The 17795-nt window shown below is 33.3% G+C and carries 20 protein-coding genes; 15 read left to right on the forward strand and 5 right to left on the reverse strand.

Translation table 11 applies throughout. The features are described 5' to 3' along the window. The first annotated feature begins 2 nt into the window (after window positions 1-2). From ACOQOS_RS09625 to ACOQOS_RS09655, 7 genes are all read left to right on the forward strand, one after another. Window positions 3-356, forward strand: coding sequence for a hypothetical protein (locus tag ACOQOS_RS09625; RefSeq protein ID WP_420574754.1), 354 nt, complete (start codon window positions 3-5; stop codon window positions 354-356). Window positions 357-363: 7 nt separating this feature from the next. Continuing rightward, a complete protein-coding gene (locus ACOQOS_RS09630; RefSeq protein ID WP_420574755.1) occupies window positions 364-786 on the forward strand; it encodes a hypothetical protein in 423 nt (140 codons plus the stop codon). 8 nt (window positions 787-794) lie between these two features. After that, window positions 795-1709 (forward strand): TIGR01777 family oxidoreductase, encoded by a 915-nt coding sequence (locus ACOQOS_RS09635; protein WP_420574756.1) that lies wholly within the window; start codon window positions 795-797, stop codon window positions 1707-1709. A gap of 10 nt (window positions 1710-1719) precedes the next feature. Next, window positions 1720-2436 carry a YqjF family protein gene (locus ACOQOS_RS09640; protein WP_420574757.1) on the forward strand — a complete coding sequence of 239 codons (717 nt, stop codon included), beginning with the start codon at window positions 1720-1722 and terminating at the stop codon, window positions 2434-2436. Between the two features lie 9 nt (window positions 2437-2445). Next, entirely contained in the window at window positions 2446-2895 is a 450-nt protein-coding gene (locus ACOQOS_RS09645; RefSeq protein ID WP_420574758.1) for an SRPBCC family protein, read from the forward strand. 90 nt (window positions 2896-2985) lie between these two features. Then, window positions 2986-3540: a sigma-70 family RNA polymerase sigma factor gene (locus ACOQOS_RS09650; RefSeq protein ID WP_420574759.1), complete on the forward strand. Its 555-nt coding sequence runs from the start codon at window positions 2986-2988 to the stop codon at window positions 3538-3540. A 10-nt stretch (window positions 3541-3550) separates the two neighbouring features. After that, on the forward strand, window positions 3551-3808 hold the full coding sequence (locus ACOQOS_RS09655; protein WP_420574760.1) for a hypothetical protein: 258 nt from the start codon (window positions 3551-3553) through the stop codon (window positions 3806-3808). Here ACOQOS_RS09655 and ACOQOS_RS09660 read toward each other — a convergent pair whose 3' ends face one another. Further along, complete coding sequence (locus ACOQOS_RS09660; protein WP_420574761.1) at window positions 3809-4624, reverse strand: hypothetical protein; 816 nt, start codon at window positions 4622-4624, stop codon at window positions 3809-3811. Between the two features lie 147 nt (window positions 4625-4771). On the opposite strand from ACOQOS_RS09660, the gene gcvP reads away from it, so the two are divergent. From gcvP to proC, 3 genes are all read left to right on the forward strand, one after another. Beyond that, the gene (gcvP, locus tag ACOQOS_RS09665; RefSeq protein WP_420574762.1) at window positions 4772-7618 is read left to right on the forward strand and encodes an aminomethyl-transferring glycine dehydrogenase; all 2847 of its coding nucleotides are present in this window, start codon (window positions 4772-4774) and stop codon (window positions 7616-7618) included. A 219-nt stretch (window positions 7619-7837) separates the two neighbouring features. Next, window positions 7838-8905 carry a 3-oxoacyl-ACP synthase III family protein gene (locus ACOQOS_RS09670; RefSeq protein ID WP_420574763.1) on the forward strand — a complete coding sequence of 356 codons (1068 nt, stop codon included), beginning with the start codon at window positions 7838-7840 and terminating at the stop codon, window positions 8903-8905. 1 nt (window position 8906) lies between these two features. Further along, complete coding sequence (proC, locus tag ACOQOS_RS09675; RefSeq protein WP_420574764.1) at window positions 8907-9701, forward strand: pyrroline-5-carboxylate reductase; 795 nt, start codon at window positions 8907-8909, stop codon at window positions 9699-9701. 61 nt (window positions 9702-9762) lie between these two features. Here proC and ACOQOS_RS09680 read toward each other — a convergent pair whose 3' ends face one another. The 3 genes from ACOQOS_RS09680 to ACOQOS_RS09690 form a co-directional block, all read right to left on the reverse strand. Next, window positions 9763-11298, reverse strand: a complete 1536-nt coding sequence (locus ACOQOS_RS09680; RefSeq protein ID WP_420574765.1) for a lipopolysaccharide biosynthesis protein — start codon at window positions 11296-11298, stop codon at window positions 9763-9765. A gap of 78 nt (window positions 11299-11376) precedes the next feature. Further along, window positions 11377-11565, reverse strand: a complete 189-nt coding sequence (locus tag ACOQOS_RS09685; RefSeq protein WP_420574766.1) for a hypothetical protein — start codon at window positions 11563-11565, stop codon at window positions 11377-11379. A 165-nt stretch (window positions 11566-11730) separates the two neighbouring features. Then, entirely contained in the window at window positions 11731-11946 is a 216-nt protein-coding gene (locus tag ACOQOS_RS09690; protein ID WP_420574767.1) for a hypothetical protein, read from the reverse strand. A 233-nt stretch (window positions 11947-12179) separates the two neighbouring features. Between ACOQOS_RS09690 and ACOQOS_RS09695 the strand changes: the two genes are divergently transcribed. The 3 genes from ACOQOS_RS09695 (at window position 12180) to ACOQOS_RS09705 (ending at window position 14452) form a co-directional block, all read left to right on the forward strand. Continuing rightward, window positions 12180-12707: a methyltransferase gene (locus ACOQOS_RS09695; RefSeq protein ID WP_420574768.1), complete on the forward strand. Its 528-nt coding sequence runs from the start codon at window positions 12180-12182 to the stop codon at window positions 12705-12707. 3 nt (window positions 12708-12710) lie between these two features. Beyond that, window positions 12711-13589 (forward strand): glycosyltransferase, encoded by an 879-nt coding sequence (locus ACOQOS_RS09700; protein ID WP_420574769.1) that lies wholly within the window; start codon window positions 12711-12713, stop codon window positions 13587-13589. A gap of 113 nt (window positions 13590-13702) precedes the next feature. Next, window positions 13703-14452 carry a LytR/AlgR family response regulator transcription factor gene (locus tag ACOQOS_RS09705; protein WP_420574770.1) on the forward strand — a complete coding sequence of 250 codons (750 nt, stop codon included), beginning with the start codon at window positions 13703-13705 and terminating at the stop codon, window positions 14450-14452. Here the strand turns inward: ACOQOS_RS09705 and pafA are convergent. Further along, window positions 14449-16140 (reverse strand): alkaline phosphatase PafA, encoded by a 1692-nt coding sequence (gene pafA, locus ACOQOS_RS09710; protein WP_420574771.1) that lies wholly within the window; start codon window positions 16138-16140, stop codon window positions 14449-14451. The genes ACOQOS_RS09705 and pafA overlap by 4 nt on opposite strands. Window positions 16141-16286: 146 nt before the next feature. On the opposite strand from pafA, the gene ACOQOS_RS09715 reads away from it, so the two are divergent. Beyond that, on the forward strand, window positions 16287-17024 hold the full coding sequence (locus ACOQOS_RS09715; RefSeq protein WP_420574772.1) for an MlaE family ABC transporter permease: 738 nt from the start codon (window positions 16287-16289) through the stop codon (window positions 17022-17024). Further along, window positions 17024-17794 (forward strand): ABC transporter ATP-binding protein, encoded by a 771-nt coding sequence (locus ACOQOS_RS09720; protein WP_420574773.1) that lies wholly within the window; start codon window positions 17024-17026, stop codon window positions 17792-17794. The genes ACOQOS_RS09715 and ACOQOS_RS09720 overlap by 1 nt, the downstream gene beginning before the upstream one ends. Window position 17795 lies beyond the last annotated feature (1 nt).

The following is a 17795-nucleotide window of genomic DNA, read 5'->3' on the forward strand; positions in this document are numbered from 1 at the left end:
TCATGAATTTCAATATCATTAGTTACATATTATACATTCCTATCATCTTTTATATTACGGTAAAGGTTGGCTGGATTCTTTACAAAAATGGAGAAGTTTTTATGTGTGATATTTTACGAAATGATCCTGAAATCGTAGCAAGTCTAAACAAGCTCTTGCTTATTGGATATTACCTAATCAACTTGGGTGCAGCCACAATTACCATTGCGTATTGGGAAACTGTACAAAATGTATATGAAATGATGAATGCACTTTGTGATGTATTAGGCAAAACAATCTTAGCACTTGCAATTATGCACTATAACAACATCTTTTGGATTAAATTTTTAAACAAAAAAAAACAAAGAATTAACTAATAGTATTATGGAATCAACAAAAATTGTCATCGCGTATTTTATTTATTTACCAATTGTCATCGGACTTACCATTTTTGTCTCTAAAAAGCTTTTTGAAAGCGGCAAAAGTTTTATGGTAGAAATTTTTAGAGGTCAAGAAAACATTGCCATCGCAACCAATAAGCTTTTTGAAGTAGGTTTTTATTTAATCAACATAGGTTGGGCATTAGTCATCATGAAAATTGCATATTTCAGTTACACAGATGAAGTTACGAGTCAACGACTCATTGAAATTTTAAGTAGAAAAATTGGAGGTTTCTCTATTTATCTTGGTGTAATGTTACTCTTAAATTTATTCTTATTCCTTCGCGGGAGAAAAGTGGCTAGACAACGTCAACACAACCAACAAACAAATATTGGACAACAACCAGACTTTGGGTATCAAAAATAAGAATCGCTATGAAAAAAATGGTCATTGCAGGTGGAAGCGGTTTTTTAGGACAAGCTCTTATAACATACTTTTTACCAAAAAATTATGAAATTATCGTTCTATCTAGAAACGTAAAAGAAACAGGAAATGATGCGTTGCGTTACGTACAATGGGATGCAAAAACATTAGACATTTGGATTACCGAAATAGAGGGTGCAGATGTATTAATCAATCTTACCGGAAAGTCTGTTGATTGCCGTTACAACGAAAAAAACAAAACAGAAATTTTAAATTCTAGAATCTATTCAACAAAAATTTTAGGAGAAGCTGTGCAAGCTTGTGCAGTACCTCCTAAAGTATGGATGAACTCATCTACAGCGACTATTTACAAACATTCTTTAGATACTAAAATGACAGAAGAAAATGGTATCATTGGTGACGATTTTTCTATGAATGTAGCAAAATCTTGGGAGAAAGCTTTTTACGATTGTAAAACACCAAAAACTTTTAAAATAGCCTTGCGAACATCTATAGTGCTCGGAAAAAATGGTGGTGCATTTCTTCCATTAAAAAATCTAACGAAACTAGGTTTAGGTGGAACGCAAGGAAAAGGAAATCAAAAAGTAAGTTGGATACATGAACACGATTTCTGTCGTGCTGTAGCGTTTTTATTAGATGAAAATAAAATTGGAATATTCAATATCACAGCTCCAAATCCGTTGCCAAACAAAGACTTTATGAAAATACTTCGCAAAGTAATGAACGTCTCTATTGGACTATTTCAACCTAAATGGTTACTCAAAATAGGCGCTCGTATCATAAAAACTGAAGCTGAATTGATTTTAAAAAGCAGATATGTAATTCCTGAAAAATTAATAACTTCTGGTTTTCAATTTCAGTATCCAACTGTTGAAAAAGCAGTACAAGAAATTATAACTAGATAACAAAAACAATATGAGTTTTTTAACTGCTGAATGGCGAAAATTAATATTCATCAATTATACGGTTCACCCTAAATTGTTGGAAGAGTATGTCCCTAAAGGAACTGAATTGGATATTTGGGAAGGAAAATGCTTGGTCAGTATTGTTGGTTTTATGTTTAAAAACACAAAAGTTTTAGGTTGTAAAATGCCTTCTTTACATACATTTGAAGAAGTCAACTTACGATTTTATGTAAAAAGAAAAGAAGGCAATATTTGGAAACGCGGTACGGTTTTTATTCAGGAAATTGTTCCGAAACGTATTTTAAGTTTCGTAGCAAACACCGTATACAACGAACATTACATTACGTTGCCAATGTCACATAATTGGCATATGACACCAAAAAGTATTGAAGTTTTGTACACATGGCACAACAAAAGAATAAAGCAATCTATCAGTGTAAAAGCAGAAAACAATCCTAAAATGCTTCCTGAAAACTCAGAAATAGAATTCATCACAGAGCACTATTTCGGCTATACCAAGTATGACGATTCTAAGACATTTGAATACGAAGTCACACATCCAAAATGGTTATACTATGCTGTAGATTATTACAACGTACAGATAGATTTTGAACTGAATTACGGAAAAAAGTTTGCACATCTTACCAAACAGCAACCTGATTCCGTATTTTTAATGGAAGGTTCTGCGATTACGGTTGAACCTAAAAAATCAATAACTAAATTTTAATAAAAAACAGTGACCACAATTCACCTAAAAACACACATTAAAGCTCCAATTTTGACGGTTTTTGATCTTTCCAGAGATATTTCTGAGCATGAAGCTTCAAGCAATAACACACGTGAAAAAGCAATTGCAGGAAGAACTTCTGGCAAAATTAATTTAGGCGAAACCGTAACGTGGCGCGCCAAGCACTTTGGAATATATCTCAAACACACAAGTTTCATCTCTGCAATGGAATCGCCCACATACTTTGTAGATGAAATGATTAATGGTGTTTTCAAAAGTTTTCACCATGAACATATTTTTAAGCAAATAGGAACGAAAACGGAAATGACAGATATCTTAAAATATGAAGTTCCCTACGGTATTTTTGGGCGCGTTTTTAACTACTTTATCCTAAAATCATATCTAACAAAATTTCTACTAGAACGAAATCAACATATCAAACAACTGGCAGAATTGTGATATTTAATAAACTGAGCTTTTTTCTTACTTGGCAATAATTTTTTATTTCAACAATTATCAATTACTTTTGAAAAAATAATTAGTTCGCAAATGCCAAATAATCAACTGGATCCAAATAAATGGATTACGCTCTATGCTGATTATCTTTTCAATTACACAATTGTAAGGGTAAAAGATAGAGAAACTGCGCAAGATTTAGTCCAAGAGACATTTTTCGCAGGATTAAAATCAATGGCAAACTTCAAAGGAGAAGCATCTGAAAGAACATGGTTAATCTCCATATTGAAGCGTAAGATCATTGATTATTATCGTAAAATAAATTCTAAAAAAGGACAAGCCGAAGTTAGAATAAACTACAACTCCGACACTGAATCTGAAGGAGATTGGTTAGAAGAACGTGTTGCAGACGGCTATGATAAAAATGCCGAAGATCAAATTCAGAACGAAGAATTAGGACTTGCTATCGAAGATTGTATTGACAAGCTTCCTGAAAAACAAGCCACTATTTTTAAAATGAAGACCATTTTAGGATATGATACTGAAACTATTTGTAATGAATTAAATATAACTGCGTCTAACCTGTGGGTTATCATCCATAGAGCCAGAACAGCTCTTTCTGGATGCCTCGAACAAAACTGGTATTAAAATAAATTAAATGAATACAAAAAATAAATTTTTCATATCCTGTGAGGAAGCAAAACATATCTGCGACAAAACGCAATATGGAGAAGCTAGCTTCTGGGAAAAAGTAAAATTAAACGTAAGATTGTCTTGGTGTCGTATTACAAGAGCGTATTCTAGTAACAATAACAAGTTGACAAAACTTGTAGAGAAATCTAATATTGACGCAATGGAAAAAGACAAAAAAGATGAAATGCAACGCAAGCTGCAGGAAGAAATGAGCAAATACTAATTACACAAGTAATAAAAGTAAAGACCATACAATCGGAATACTTTCTACCCAAAAAGATGTAAAGTATTTCGATTTTTTTGTACCCGAATACCAAATAGAAAACAACAAAACTACACTCAATCCTACGGTAATATAAAAAGCTTCAGACCAAGTATTTCTAATAAAATAATCCAATCCTAGAAAAAGTAAAACCCACACATAAGCAATCTGTTTTGTGCGTTTAATTCCAATACGCTGTGGTAATGTCCCTAATCCTTCCGCATCATACGACATATCACTTATCTCAAAAGGAATCATTAAAATCAACACCAATACAAAACGTTGAAAACAAGTCAACAACACTTTAGTTTCCACAATAGAAACATCTGTATTTACAAGTGGTAATATCACCGTAACGCCTGTCCAACACAAAGCAACAATAGATATTTTAAAGCCCGTAAGTGTTCTTAAGTTTTTCCTATTAGGTAAAAAAGGAATAATATAAAGAGAAGACAAAAAACTTAATACAACAGCTATTAACAATGTTTTAAACTGCAACTGAAACGCATAATAAGCTGCCAACACAAAACATACAAAACTCAAAAATTGAATTACTTTCATGTATTTTGTAGTGACAAAAAAATATTGCTTAGCTAAACTTCCATATTTTATAAAATTATACGTCACAATTGTACCATAAAATGTGAAATATAGAACAGCTTCATCATATGGCAAATCAAACAATAACAATGTGGTATATGTTAAAGCATATACACTCAATCCAATATGAATACTGCTATCTAAATAAAAATTGAAAAGCTTTTTTAAAACATTCATCAAACAAAAATAGCTAAACTGTTCATAAACTAACTTTTTCGTTAAAAACTTTCCATATTAGCAAGCTTGTAAAATTGTAAAGAAGTGATTTTTTAGTTGTACTTTTGCGGAAATATACACAACTATAAAAAAGAAAAATTATAGCCGATGAAAACTGATTCTTTTTCATTAAGACATAATGGAACTCGTACACAAGACGTTCCACATATGTTACAAACCATCGGAGTTGATTCACTTGAACAACTTATTAACGAAACTATTCCAGATGAAATCCGTTTACAAAACACGCTTGCACTTCCTGAAGGGCTAAGCGAAAATGAATTTTTATCACACATGCAAAATCTTGCTGGTCATAATAAAATATTCAAATCTTACATTGGTTTAGGATATCACGAATCTGTAACGCCACCTGTAATTCAACGTAATATTTTTGAAAACCCAGGTTGGTATACTGCATATACGCCGTACCAAGCTGAAATTGCACAAGGAAGACTAGAAGCTTTATTAAATTTTCAAACTGTTGTAACTGAGCTTACCGGTATGGAGCTTTCAAATGCTTCTTTATTGGACGAAAGTACTGCAGCTGCAGAAGCTATGGCAATGCTATTCGCTGTTCGATCTAGAGCGCAGAAAAAAGCAAATGTTGTCAAGTTTTTTGTTTCTGATGAAGTATTACCACAAACCATTTCTTTATTAAAAACAAGAGCGATTCCTATTGGAATTGAATTGGTTTTTGGAAATCATTCAACATTTGACTTTTCATCAGAATATTTTGGTGCTTTACTACAATATCCTGGGAAATACGGACAAATCTTTGATTACAGAAGCTTCACAGAAAAAGCCAATGCAAACGATATCAAAGTTGCTGTTGCCGCAGATATCTTAAGTTTAGTATTGTTAGAATCGCCAGGAAGTTTTGGAGTTGATGTCGTAGTTGGAACAACACAACGTTTTGGAATTCCATTAGGTTATGGTGGTCCGCATGCAGGATTCTTTGCAACAAAAGAAGAATACAAACGTCACATTCCTGGTCGTATCATCGGAATCACTAGAGATACAGATGACAATCGCGCGTTACGTATGGCATTACAAACACGTGAACAACACATAAAACGAGATAAAGCAACCTCAAATATTTGTACAGCACAAGTATTACTTGCTGTCATGGCTGGAATGTACGCTGTATATCACGGTCCAAATGGATTGAGATATATTGCGAACAAAGTACATGCAAAAACTGTTGACTTAGCAAATACACTTGAAACTTTAGGTTTTGAGCAAATAAATACAGCTTTCTTTGACACTATTGTTGTGAAAGCAAATGCTGCAAAAGTGAAGGAAATTGCAGAGCAAAACGAAGTAAACTTTTGCTACATAGACGATGAAACCATTGCCATTTCAATCAACGAAGCAACAACAGCACAAGATTTAAACGATATCGTATTTATTTTTGCCTCAGCAGTAGAAAAAGATACTGTCGAGTTTGCAACAACAAACAATTCAAAAATATTACCTTCTGTAGTACGTGAAACTCCATTTATGGAAGAAGCTGTTTTTAATAGCTACCACTCAGAAACAGAAATGATGCGTTACATCAAAAAACTAGAACGTAAAGACTTATCATTAAATCATTCTATGATTGCTCTAGGTTCTTGTACGATGAAACTAAACGCTGCTGCAGAAATGTTATCATTAAGTTCAGCACAGTGGAATAATATTCATCCATTTGTTCCTGTAGAGCAAGCAGAAGGTTATCAAATTCTACTAAAAGAATTAGAGCACCAATTGAATGTTATTACTGGATTTGCTGGTACTTCATTACAACCAAACTCTGGAGCGCAAGGAGAATTCGCAGGATTAATGGTCATTAGAGCTTTCCATGAAGCAAATGGTGATACACACAGAAATATCTGTTTAATTCCTTCATCAGCGCACGGAACAAATCCTGCAAGTGCTGTCATGGCAGGAATGAAAGTTGTTGTGACAAAAACCACAGAAAACGGAGACATCGATGTAGACGATTTACGTGAAAAAGCATTATTACACAAAGATAACTTAGCTGCGTTAATGGTTACCTATCCATCAACACATGGTGTTTTTGAAGCAACAATTAAAGAAATTACAAAGATTATTCACGATAACGGTGGACAAGTATATATGGATGGTGCCAACATGAACGCACAAGTTGGATTGACAAATCCTGCTACAATTGGCGCTGACGTTTGTCACTTAAACTTACACAAAACCTTTGCCATTCCGCATGGCGGCGGTGGACCTGGAGTTGGACCAATTTGTGTAGCTGCACACTTAGTTCCTTTCTTACCAAGCAATCCAGTTATTAAAACTGGTGGAGAAAAAGCTATAACGGCAATTTCTTCGGCGCCTTGGGGAAGTGCTTTAGTATGTTTAATCTCATACGGATATATTGCAATGTTAGGTTCTAGAGGACTAACAGAAGCTACCGAATATGCAATTTTAAACGCAAACTACATCAAAGGAAGACTTGAAGGACAATTTGATATTCTCTATACAAATGAGCGTGGAAGATGTGCTCATGAAATGATTATTGATTGCAGACCTTTCAAACAAAATGGAATTGAAGTAACTGATATAGCAAAACGCTTAATGGATTACGGATTCCATGCGCCAACAGTGTCTTTCCCTGTTGCAGGAACCATCATGATTGAACCAACAGAAAGTGAAAGTGTTGCTGAATTAGACAGATTCTGTGATGCAATGTTGGCAATTCATGAAGAAATCTCAGAAGCATCTGCAAGCGATACTAATAATGTCATGAAAAATGCACCACATACGCTTAGCATGCTAACTGCTGACGAATGGAACCTTCCATATTCTCGTCAAAAAGCAGCATTTCCATTACCTTTTGTTGCCGAAAATAAATTTTGGCCATCAGTTCGTAGAGTTGATGACGCTTATGGAGATCGAAATTTAATTTGTACTTGTGCGCCTATTGAAGCGTACGCAGAAGCATAACACATATAAGGAGCGTTCACAAAAACGCTCCTTTTTTTCAATTCTTTTTATTTAGTGTTGAATTATTTTCATTTTTTAAGGTTTTATTTTAAGAATTCTTCAAAACCTTAACATTTCAATACATTATCCTCAAAAATTACATTTTTGAACCGTTTCCCAAGTAATTAAAGATGTATAATCCTTAATTTAGTTGTCTTAAATCTTAAAACTAGTATTAGTATGAATGTCAAAATAACTGGGACAGGATGCTATATTCCCTCTGAAGTTGAAACAAATGAAGATTTTCATCAACATGAATTCTTAAACGATGATGGCAGTCCTTTCAAGCAAAATACCAATGTAATTATAAAAAAGTTCAAATCCATCACGGGAATTGGAGAACGTAGATATGCAAAAGATCATCACTGCTCGTCAGATTTAGCATTTTTTGCTGCCGAAAAAGCAATCGCTGATGCAAATGTGAATCCTGAAGAATTAGACTATATCATTTATGCACATAATTTTGGTGATGTAAAGCAAGGTACAATTCAAAGTGATATGGTTCCTAGTTTAGCAAGTAGAGTAAAACATAGTCTGCGCATTAAAAACCCAAAATGTGTCGCATACGATCTACTTTTTGGTTGTCCTGGTTGGTTGGAAGGAATGATACAAGCTTATGCATTCATAAAAGCTGGAATTGCAAAAAAATGTTTAATTATTGGCTCAGAAACACTCTCAAGAGTTGTCGATAAGCACGACCGTGATTCTATGATTTATTCTGATGGCGCTGGAGCAACTATTGTTGAAGCTTCTAATGATGATGATGAAGAAAGTGGTATTATTGCGCATGAAACGGCTACGTTTGCGTATGATGAAGCGTATTATTTGTATTACGGAAAATCAAACAATCAAGAATTGTGTAAAGACACACGTTATATAAAAATGTATGGTCGTAAGATTTACGAATTTGCATTGACAAATGTTCCATTAGCCATGAAAAACTGCTTGGATAAAAGCGGAGTTTCTATAAATAATTTAAAAAAGATATTTATTCATCAAGCCAATGAAAAGATGGATGAAGCTATTGTAGAACGTTTTTATAAACTTTTCGATAAAGAAACTCCAGAAGGAATTATGCCGATGAACATTCATAAGCTAGGAAATAGTTCGGTTGCTACTATTCCAACTTTATTTGATATGGTAACCAAAGGAGAAGTAGAAAATCAAGATATACAAAAAGGCGATATCATTATGTTTGCAAGTGTTGGCGCAGGAATGAATATCAACGCAGTTGTTTATAAATATTAGCATGAATCAAGATACAATTGCCATTATTGGCGGCGGAAATTTAGGTAAATCTATTGCGCAAGGGTTATTAAAAAACAACTACAATCCTCAACAGATTTACGTAACGCGTACTAAGGTTGAACTTTTGGACGATTTGAAAGCGCAACATGTACACACAACTTCTGACAATATAATGGCAGTGCAACAAGCTAAAATTCTAATTTTTGCCTTAAAGCCATACAGAATTGAAAGTGTTTTAAAAGAACTCTCTCCACACATTACCAAAAATCATTTAGTAATTTCTGTGATTAGCGATTTTTCTTTGGAACAACTTTCCAAATGTTTACATACTGATATTCAGATTGTGCGTGCCATGCCAAATACAGCAGCTGCTATTGGCGAATCACTTACCTGTTTAGCTTCTAAAAATGCTTCCGCAGAAAATATCAAAAAGACAACTTTTATCTTTGACGCTCTTGGAGAAACCATTGAAATTGACGAAAACTTGATGGACGCTGCAACTGTTTTAGGCGCTTGCGGAATTGCGTATGCTTTGCGTTTTATCAGAGCGATGATTCAAGGTGGAATTGAAATTGGTTTTGATGCTAAAACTGCCACAAAAATTGCTTCACAAACCGTAAAAGGTGCAAGCGAATTATTACTCCAAAATGGCAATCATCCTGAAGAAGAAATTGACAAAGTTACTACGCCAAAAGGATGTACTATTGCTGGACTCAACGAAATGGAACACCAAGGTTTTAGTTCTTCACTTATAAAAGGAATTAAAACGTCTATTGAAACAATTCAAAAAGATTGATTTTTTAGAACATTTTGTAGTTAGGTGTCACTAACCATTTTTATCCCTATAAAAACAGGAACTACTTCACTCCTATTTTCTCAGCAATCCAATCGTTTAAGACAGGAATCATACGTAGTTTGTAAGTGACAAACCCGTTAAAAATCATAAACGTTCCAACTTTTAGAATAATATCTAAAATTATATAACTTGTTGTTGGAATATTATGTAACAAGCTTACACTTCCAAAAAATACGAGCAATAGTATCAAATGTTTTTTTGTAAAGGGTTGAATCTTATATTTCGTGTAAATAAAAATTAGCTTCACACTATTGTATAAGGTCATGGAAATCAAAGTTGCATAGGCTGCGCCTTCTATTCCCCAATTGAGATATTTGATAAAGTAAATATTCAACGAAATGTTCAACACCACTAAAATAGCAATCGCCACCATATTGAAACGATAGTATTTCGAATACAATAAAATGTGTGAATTGAACGAAGTACTCATGTCAATTACCACATTAAAACTCAAAATTAAAATCACAGGAATTGTATCTATTAAGTTTTCTCTCGTGGGAAGAATTGAAAATAAATCATCCACACCTAAAAAGATACAACAGAGTAAAAATCCGCCAATAGCGAACAACAATTTAGAGACTTCTTGGTATTTTTTTCCTAAAGAAAAAATGTCATCCTTTGCAATATATTCTGTAATGATCGGACTGTAAATGGTATACAAACCAATTGCAGGAATTGCTAAGGTTGCTGCCAAAACTACACCAATACTATACGTTCCATTGGCTGTCATCGCTGTTGAATTAGACACAAACTGCGTAAGTCCTTCTGCATGTTCAGGTTCTATTAAATTTGGTACCATTAAACCATCAATCTTAAAAGCCAACATCGAACCCAAAATACTAAAAAATGCAAAAATGCTATACTTGGCATATTCCTTTCGAAAAGAACGATTGAAAACCTTCTTAGTATTAAAATTGAATTGAATGTTTGCCACTTTCTTCGCATACCATAATGCAACAATCATGATGATCATAAAACAAATGACATAAATATATTTTCCTGTATCTACATCAATAATACCACTAAGTAACAATAGAAATATGGTTGGAAAAAAAAGCTTTACTGAAAAGCGTTCCAATACTGTTGGAATGGCAATTTTCTTGTAATTTGACACTTGCCGTTTACAAATATCCATAATTGCATACGCCAAACCTACAATGATAGAATATTCCAAATAATGAAATGTATGGTTGTAGCCTGCCAAACCTGCTAAAGGTCGAACTAATAATATAAATACTGTCGAAAAAATGATTGTATTTATAAGAACAATTAATAACGTAGAAGAAAAAAAGATATTTCGTTTTTCAGCAGAATCTTTAAATCTTGGGAAATAATTTACGAGCGATTGAGAAGTTCCAAATACAAAAAATGCCATCAGAATTTGCGATCCATCAAAAATATAGCGCATGATTCCTAAAAACTCTTTATCATTTGGATAAATAAAAAGCGTAGACACAATTCCAATAGCAGCACCAATGTAATTGATGATGCTGAATTTTAGCGTTTGTGATGATACTTCTTTTTGGTGTTTTTCCAATCGTAGAACATATTATAATCACAAATGTACATAATTGTAAGGAACGTGACTTATTTTTAAAGAATGACTTACTATCTGTTATTGATTTTGACACATAATTTCTCCACTTGGGCACTCTGGACAAACTGTTGCGAATGAAGGGCAAACCAAACAAGTAGCACCTCCATGATCACTGCGTTTTAACTTTACTCCTCCTCCTTTTTGTGGAGAAAGGTTTGAAATAGATTTCTTAGTGAGTCGTAATAATTTTAATGTCTTTTTTTTCATAATATAAAATAGTTTTGATATTTATCATCTTGAATTTATAAAAATTGACACGGCTTACATTACGGTTTTAACTTACTTTTTATCAACCAATTATGCTCTTGAAAAAATTGTCTGTAAAAAAAAGCGAACTTTGGTTCGCTTTCTCTTAGTACATCATTTACTTTTTTAACATGTTACTGAGTAACAAAAACATCTAGACGCTTCAAACAATGTTGGCTGTTCTGGAATTGGCTCTAGTGTATTTCCTGTATCTGGTTCTACTGGACAAATTTGTACGGTATAACATCCTGCGGTTCTATGAGCTCCTCCAAGAGTTTGGTCTGATACTTTAGAAATCGTCTTTTTTGCAAGTTTTAAGTTTTTAAGATTTTGTTTTTTCATTTTTATAAAATTTTAAGTTTATACCATATTGGGACAAAAACGAAGAAACATTACCCAATAATTTTGTGGTTTCACTTGTAGATAAATCAAAAGAATGCCTAAAGTTTTGATACTAAATTCTCAATACTTGATACTAATATTTTACTGCAAACTTCTTTTCTAAACATAAACTACGAAAGCTATACACTCCTTAACTCTTTTGCATATATTTGTAATACCAAGAATTTCAACAGATGTACAACAAATTTTATCCGCATAAGCGTTATAAATACACCCTAGAGTTTTTAAAGGAAGTAATTCCTGATGGTTCAAAAATTTTAGATTTAGGAGTTACCAATCCTTTTTCTGAGATTATGAGCAAAGAAGGTTATGTTGTAGAGAATACAAAAGGAGAAGATTTAGACGAAGACTTTTCATCTGTACAAGAAAGTGATGCCGATGTGGTAACAGCTTTTGAAATTTTTGAGCATTTAGTAGCTCCTTTTAATGTTTTAAAAGAAATTAAAGCCAAAAAACTTGTTGTTACAGTTCCGTTACGTTTGTGGTTTGCAACAGCGTATCGTAGCAAAACAGATCCTTGGGACAGACATTACCACGAGTTTGAAGATTGGCAATTTGATTGGCTATTGGAAAAATCTGGCTGGGAAATTAAAAAAACTAAAAAGTGGACAAATCCTTCGCGTCCACCAATTGCGCCTCGCCCAATTCTTCGTCACTTAATTCCGCGTTATTATGCCGTCTATGCAGAACGCAAAGCATAGTTTATGAAGTATTACATTGTCATTCCTGCGCATAATGAAGCTGCATTTATTGAAATGACGCTGACTTCTATTGTGTCACAAACTGTACTGCCCAAAAAAGTAGTCGTGGTTAATGATAATTCATCAGATAATACTGAAGCTATTATCGATAAATTTACAAGCAAACACACTTTCATCTCAAAAGTAAACACCAATGCTAGCAATGAACATTTACCAGGAAGTAAAGTCATCAATGCATTTTATAAAGGTTTTGAAACCTTAGATGATGATTTTGATATAGTGGTAAAACTCGATGCAGATATCATATTACCAACTACATATTTTGAAACCATCTGTAATCATTTTAAAAATGATGAAAAGATTGGCATTGCTGGTGGATTAGCATATGTAGAAAAAGACGGAAACTGGATTTATGAAACTGTTGCAGATAAAAATCATGTCCGCGGACCTTTTAAAGCTTATCGAAAAGCATGTTTTGAACAAATTGGCGGCTTGCAAAAGTCATTAGGTTGGGACACAGCAGATGTATTATTAGCTCGTTTTTACGACTGGAAAGTTCATGTAGACCAATCATTGCAGATAAAACATTTAAAACCTACAGGAAACGCTTACAAACAGAAAGTCCATCGAAATCATGGTGCTGTTTTTTATAAATTAGGCTACGGATTTTGGATTTCATTTATTTCTTCATGCAAAATTAGTCTTAAAAAGAAAAGCTTGAAAGTATTTTTAGATTATATGAACGGTTTTTTTGCTGCCCAAAAAGCTAAGACTCCAAAAATGGTTACGGAAGCACAAGCAAGCTTTATTCGCACATACAGGCGCACACAAATGTTGCACAAAATAAAAAGTTTTTTAGGCATTAAGCAGTCAGAAAAATAATAGATAAAAGCACGTATTTTTTACAAAAAGTTACGTTCTTTCATAAATTAACCGTATTTTGCTGACAACAACGTCTTTCAAAAAACCCCCTAACATCAAAAATAAAAATACACATGATTCATGCTATTATCATTGAAGATGAACAATCTTCTATGGAATATTTAGTATCTATTCTTAAAAGAAAACACAAAGACATCAAAATTCTTGGTTGGGCATCAAATGTTAATGATGCTGTGACTTTGATTGAAACAGAACGACCTGATATTGTTTTTTTAGATATTCAATTAAATGATGGAAACGGTTTTCAAGTGTTAGATGAACTAAAAGATCAAATGACGTTTGAAGTGATTTTTACAACTGGCTTTTTAGATTATAAAGAGAAAGCCATGGATTATTTTGCATTCTACTATCTTAATAAACCTGTACAAGAAACAGAAATTAAGAAAGTGCTTGACATGTATAGCTTGAAGCATTCTTCTTTTGATATGCGCAAGTATGAAGCATTAAAGAAGCAAATACAGAATAAAAATAAAGTCATCACGGTTTTTGAAAAGAACGAGTATAAACGTATTAAAACTTCTGATGTTTTGTATTGTGAAGCATCTGGAAATTATACATTGGTTCACACCAATCAGCATAAAAACTTTTTGATTTCAAAGAATTTGAAGAAAGTAGAAACCATGATAGAAAATGACGATTTCTACCGAATTCATCGTTCGTTTTTGGTAAATCTTGAGCATGTCAAAAAGATCTCCCAAAAAGGCATGGTTATCATGTCTAACGATAGTGAAATTTCAATTTCTGCCAGAAATCGTAAAAAAGTACTTGAGTTCTTAAAATCCTACGGAGTTAGCGAACCTTAATTTTTCAATACAGCTTGTATCGGATTTCCTGTTGCTGCGTTTGGTAATGAAATTTGCAATAATGCTGAAATTGTAGGCGCAATATCTGTAATTTCTGTACGCTGTAATGTTTCACCTTGCTGAATTCCGTTTCCATAAAATAATAACGGTACATGTGTGTCATAGTTAAATCCAGAACCATGCGTTGAACCAGTTCGTGAATACGAAATCGTAGCAATGTCTAGCACATAACAAACATCTCCTGAGCGCTTTTGATTGAATCCTTTTTGTAATGCTGCAGCAATTCCATGTGTAAACTCACTACTCATCAATGCAGTACGCGTGTATACTTTTGCTATTTGATCGTAAGCTAATAGTTCTCTTTGCAACGCATTTTCAATTGCTGTAGCAGAAAGTTTTAAACGTTTAATTTCTGCATGATTCAAAAAGACTTGTCCGCTAGACATATTCTCTATCAATTCTTTGCTTCCAAAAGTTGCATCTAAAAAGTTTGTTAGATGTGTTTTTAATTCTTTATGGTCAAAATATCCTGCTGGAATTTTCATGTCTTGTAAATACTGAGGAACATGAACCGCTGCGTGATCTGCTGTTAGAAAAACAGTATAATTTCCTTCTCCAACTTCTGCGTCAAGCGTTTGCAATAAACGTTCAATATCTTTATCTAATCGTAAATAAGTATCTTGTATTTCTTTAGAATTTACTCCAAATCGATGTCCGACATAATCTGTACTTGAAAAACTAACTGCTAAGAAATCGGTTTCATTATCCTTACCTAAGCTTTCTCCTTTAATGGCAGCAATGGCAAAATCTGCCGTAAGACTATTTCCATATGCTGTTGCTTTTAGTATATCAAATCCACCATTTTCTGTTTGCAAAGCTTTTAGATCATATGGAAATACTGGATTTGCTTTGCCTGTAAATGCTCCTTCATATGGATTTAAATCGGCATCACTTTCGGTGTACGTATTAATATCATATAATGTATTCCAAGTTTTTAAATATTTTTCAGCTTCATCAGCAGCATTAAATTCTTTAACCCAAGTTGGCAATTCATTTCTATAATAGGTACTTGTAATCCAGTTTCCTTTATCTTTTCCATAAAACCAATATGCAGCATTTGCAGCGTGACCTGCTGGTAAAATAGCGCCTCTATCTTTGATTGCTACTCCAATTACTTTTCCGCGGTTTTGTGTATTGAGTCGTAATTGGTCGGTTACTGTAGTTGTTTGCATTCTATGTGGAGACATTTTCCCTGCCCATTGTCCTTCTTCTATTCCAACAGAAGATTGACGTTCGTCTGAAGCACAGTATACAGATTTTTTCACATACTTGTCATACCAATCATTTGCTATAATTCCGTGATTTTCTGGAGTTGTTCCTGTATAAACTGATGCATGTCCAGGACCTGTGTATGTTGGAATGTAATTATAGTGATTGTTTTTACAGTTAAATCCGTTGTTCAACATACGTTTAAAGCCACCATCGCCATACTTATCTTCAAAACGAATTAAATAATCATATCGCATCTGATCTACCACAATACCTACCATTAATTTAGGTTTTGCGTTAGCGTTTTCAATTTTATTGGAAATATTTGTTGTCTTCGGACTTGTCTTTACTTTTTGTTTTACAGAAATACATTGCACCAAAAATATAGATAGTATACTTAAGAAGATCACTTTTTTCATGACGAGACTTTTAGTTATTTCGATAAATGATATTCAATATCACTAAATCGCCCAAAAATAATTGATTTATATGAAATAACATTTTAACTGATCATTAAATCCGTTAATTATTTTATTAGGTTACCCGAATAATGTATTTTTAGCCCATGATTTACCTAGAAAATATAGGACGCTATTTTTTGATGTTAAAAAGCGTATTTAGTAAGATGACCAAATGGTCCATGCTAAGAAATCTTATTTTTAAAGAAATTGATGATTTAATCATTGGTTCTATGGGGATTGTATGTTTCATCTCCTTCTTTGTTGGTGGTGTTGTTGCTATACAAACCGCTCTAAACATCAATAATCCTTTAATTCCAAAATACCTTGTTGGTTTTGCAACACGACAATCGGTGATCTTAGAATTTGCACCAACTTTTATTTCTATCATTATGGCAGGAAAAGTAGGTTCATTCATTACATCAAGTATCGGAACTATGCGTGTTACGGAGCAAATTGATGCCTTGGAAGTTATGGGTGTTAATTCATTAAACTATTTGGTATTCCCTAAAATTGTTGCTTTATTTTTATATCCTTTTGTGATTACAATTGCTATGTTTTTAGGAATTCTTGGTGGTTGGTTAGCCTCTATTTATGGAGGTTTTTCAACAAGTGCTGATTTTATTCAAGGATTGCAAATTGAATTTATACCTTTCCATGTGACCTATGCCTTTATAAAAACGTTTGTATTTTCGTTTGTATTGGCAACCATTCCATCTTTTTATGGATATTATATGAAAGGCGGCGCTTTGGAAGTTGGGAAAGCTAGTACCACTTCGTTCGTTTGGACAAGTGTTGTCATTATTTTGATAAATTACCTCATCACACAATTATTACTGACTTAATGATCGAAGTAAAAAACATAAAGAAATCTTTTGATGATGTCGAAATTTTAAAAGGAATTTCAACAACGTTTGAAAAAGGAAAAACAAGCCTAGTGATTGGGCAAAGTGGTTCTGGAAAAACAGTTTTCCTGAAATCATTATTAGGTCTTTTTACTCCAGAAGAAGGTTCTATTTTGTTTGATGGAAAAGAATACAAATCGCTTTCCACAAAAGAGAAGAGACATTTACGTACTGAGATTGGTATGGTTTTTCAGGGAAGTGCATTGTTTGATTCTATGACTGTTTCTGAAAATGTGATGTTTCCTTTACGCATGTTTGCCAATCAATCATTAAGTGAGATGCAAGATCGTGTTGATTTTGTATTGAAACGTGTAAATTTAGTTGACGCACATCATAAATTTCCAGCGGAAACTTCTGGTGGTATGCAAAAACGTGTTGCTATTGCACGAGCTATTGTAATGAATCCGAAGTATTTATTTTGTGATGAACCAAATTCTGGATTAGATCCAAAAACGGCTATCGTTATCGACAACTTGATTCAAGAAATTACAGATGAATATAATATTACAACCGTAATTAATACGCATGATATGAACTCTGTAATGGAGATTGGTGAAAAGATTGTTTTCTTGAAAAACGGCTATAAAGCTTGGGAAGGAACCAATAAAGAAATCTTTAAAACAGATAATGAATCGGTGACAGACTTTGTGTATTCTTCTGATTTATTCAAAAAAGTACGTGAAGTGTATTTGAAGGAATTGGAAGGATAGT

Source organism: Kordia sp., from assembly GCF_965224175.1.
GTDB lineage: Bacteria > Bacteroidota > Bacteroidia > Flavobacteriales > Flavobacteriaceae > Kordia.

Bases quoted from the DNA above. Each gene is read 5' to 3' on its own strand.
- ACOQOS_RS09625 (WP_420574754.1), top strand. From the start codon at position 3: ATGAATTTCAATATCATTAGTTACATATTATACATTCCTATCATCTTT.
- ACOQOS_RS09630 (WP_420574755.1), top strand. From the start codon at position 364: ATGGAATCAACAAAAATTGTCATCGCGTATTTTATTTATTTACCAATT.
- ACOQOS_RS09635 (WP_420574756.1), top strand. From the start codon at position 795: ATGAAAAAAATGGTCATTGCAGGTGGAAGCGGTTTTTTAGGACAAGCT.
- ACOQOS_RS09640 (WP_420574757.1), top strand. From the start codon at position 1,720: ATGAGTTTTTTAACTGCTGAATGGCGAAAATTAATATTCATCAATTAT.
- ACOQOS_RS09650 (WP_420574759.1), top strand. From the start codon at position 2,986: ATGCCAAATAATCAACTGGATCCAAATAAATGGATTACGCTCTATGCT.
- ACOQOS_RS09655 (WP_420574760.1), top strand. From the start codon at position 3,551: ATGAATACAAAAAATAAATTTTTCATATCCTGTGAGGAAGCAAAACAT.
- ACOQOS_RS09660 (WP_420574761.1), bottom strand. From the start codon at position 4,624: ATGAATGTTTTAAAAAAGCTTTTCAATTTTTATTTAGATAGCAGTATT.
- gcvP (WP_420574762.1), top strand. From the start codon at position 4,772: ATGAAAACTGATTCTTTTTCATTAAGACATAATGGAACTCGTACACAA.
- ACOQOS_RS09670 (WP_420574763.1), top strand. From the start codon at position 7,838: ATGAATGTCAAAATAACTGGGACAGGATGCTATATTCCCTCTGAAGTT.
- proC (WP_420574764.1), top strand. From the start codon at position 8,907: ATGAATCAAGATACAATTGCCATTATTGGCGGCGGAAATTTAGGTAAA.
- ACOQOS_RS09685 (WP_420574766.1), bottom strand. From the start codon at position 11,565: ATGAAAAAAAAGACATTAAAATTATTACGACTCACTAAGAAATCTATT.
- ACOQOS_RS09690 (WP_420574767.1), bottom strand. From the start codon at position 11,946: ATGAAAAAACAAAATCTTAAAAACTTAAAACTTGCAAAAAAGACGATT.
- ACOQOS_RS09695 (WP_420574768.1), top strand. From the start codon at position 12,180: ATGTACAACAAATTTTATCCGCATAAGCGTTATAAATACACCCTAGAG.
- ACOQOS_RS09700 (WP_420574769.1), top strand. From the start codon at position 12,711: ATGAAGTATTACATTGTCATTCCTGCGCATAATGAAGCTGCATTTATT.
- ACOQOS_RS09705 (WP_420574770.1), top strand. From the start codon at position 13,703: ATGATTCATGCTATTATCATTGAAGATGAACAATCTTCTATGGAATAT.
- pafA (WP_420574771.1), bottom strand. From the start codon at position 16,140: ATGAAAAAAGTGATCTTCTTAAGTATACTATCTATATTTTTGGTGCAA.
- ACOQOS_RS09715 (WP_420574772.1), top strand. From the start codon at position 16,287: ATGATTTACCTAGAAAATATAGGACGCTATTTTTTGATGTTAAAAAGC.
- ACOQOS_RS09720 (WP_420574773.1), top strand. From the start codon at position 17,024: ATGATCGAAGTAAAAAACATAAAGAAATCTTTTGATGATGTCGAAATT.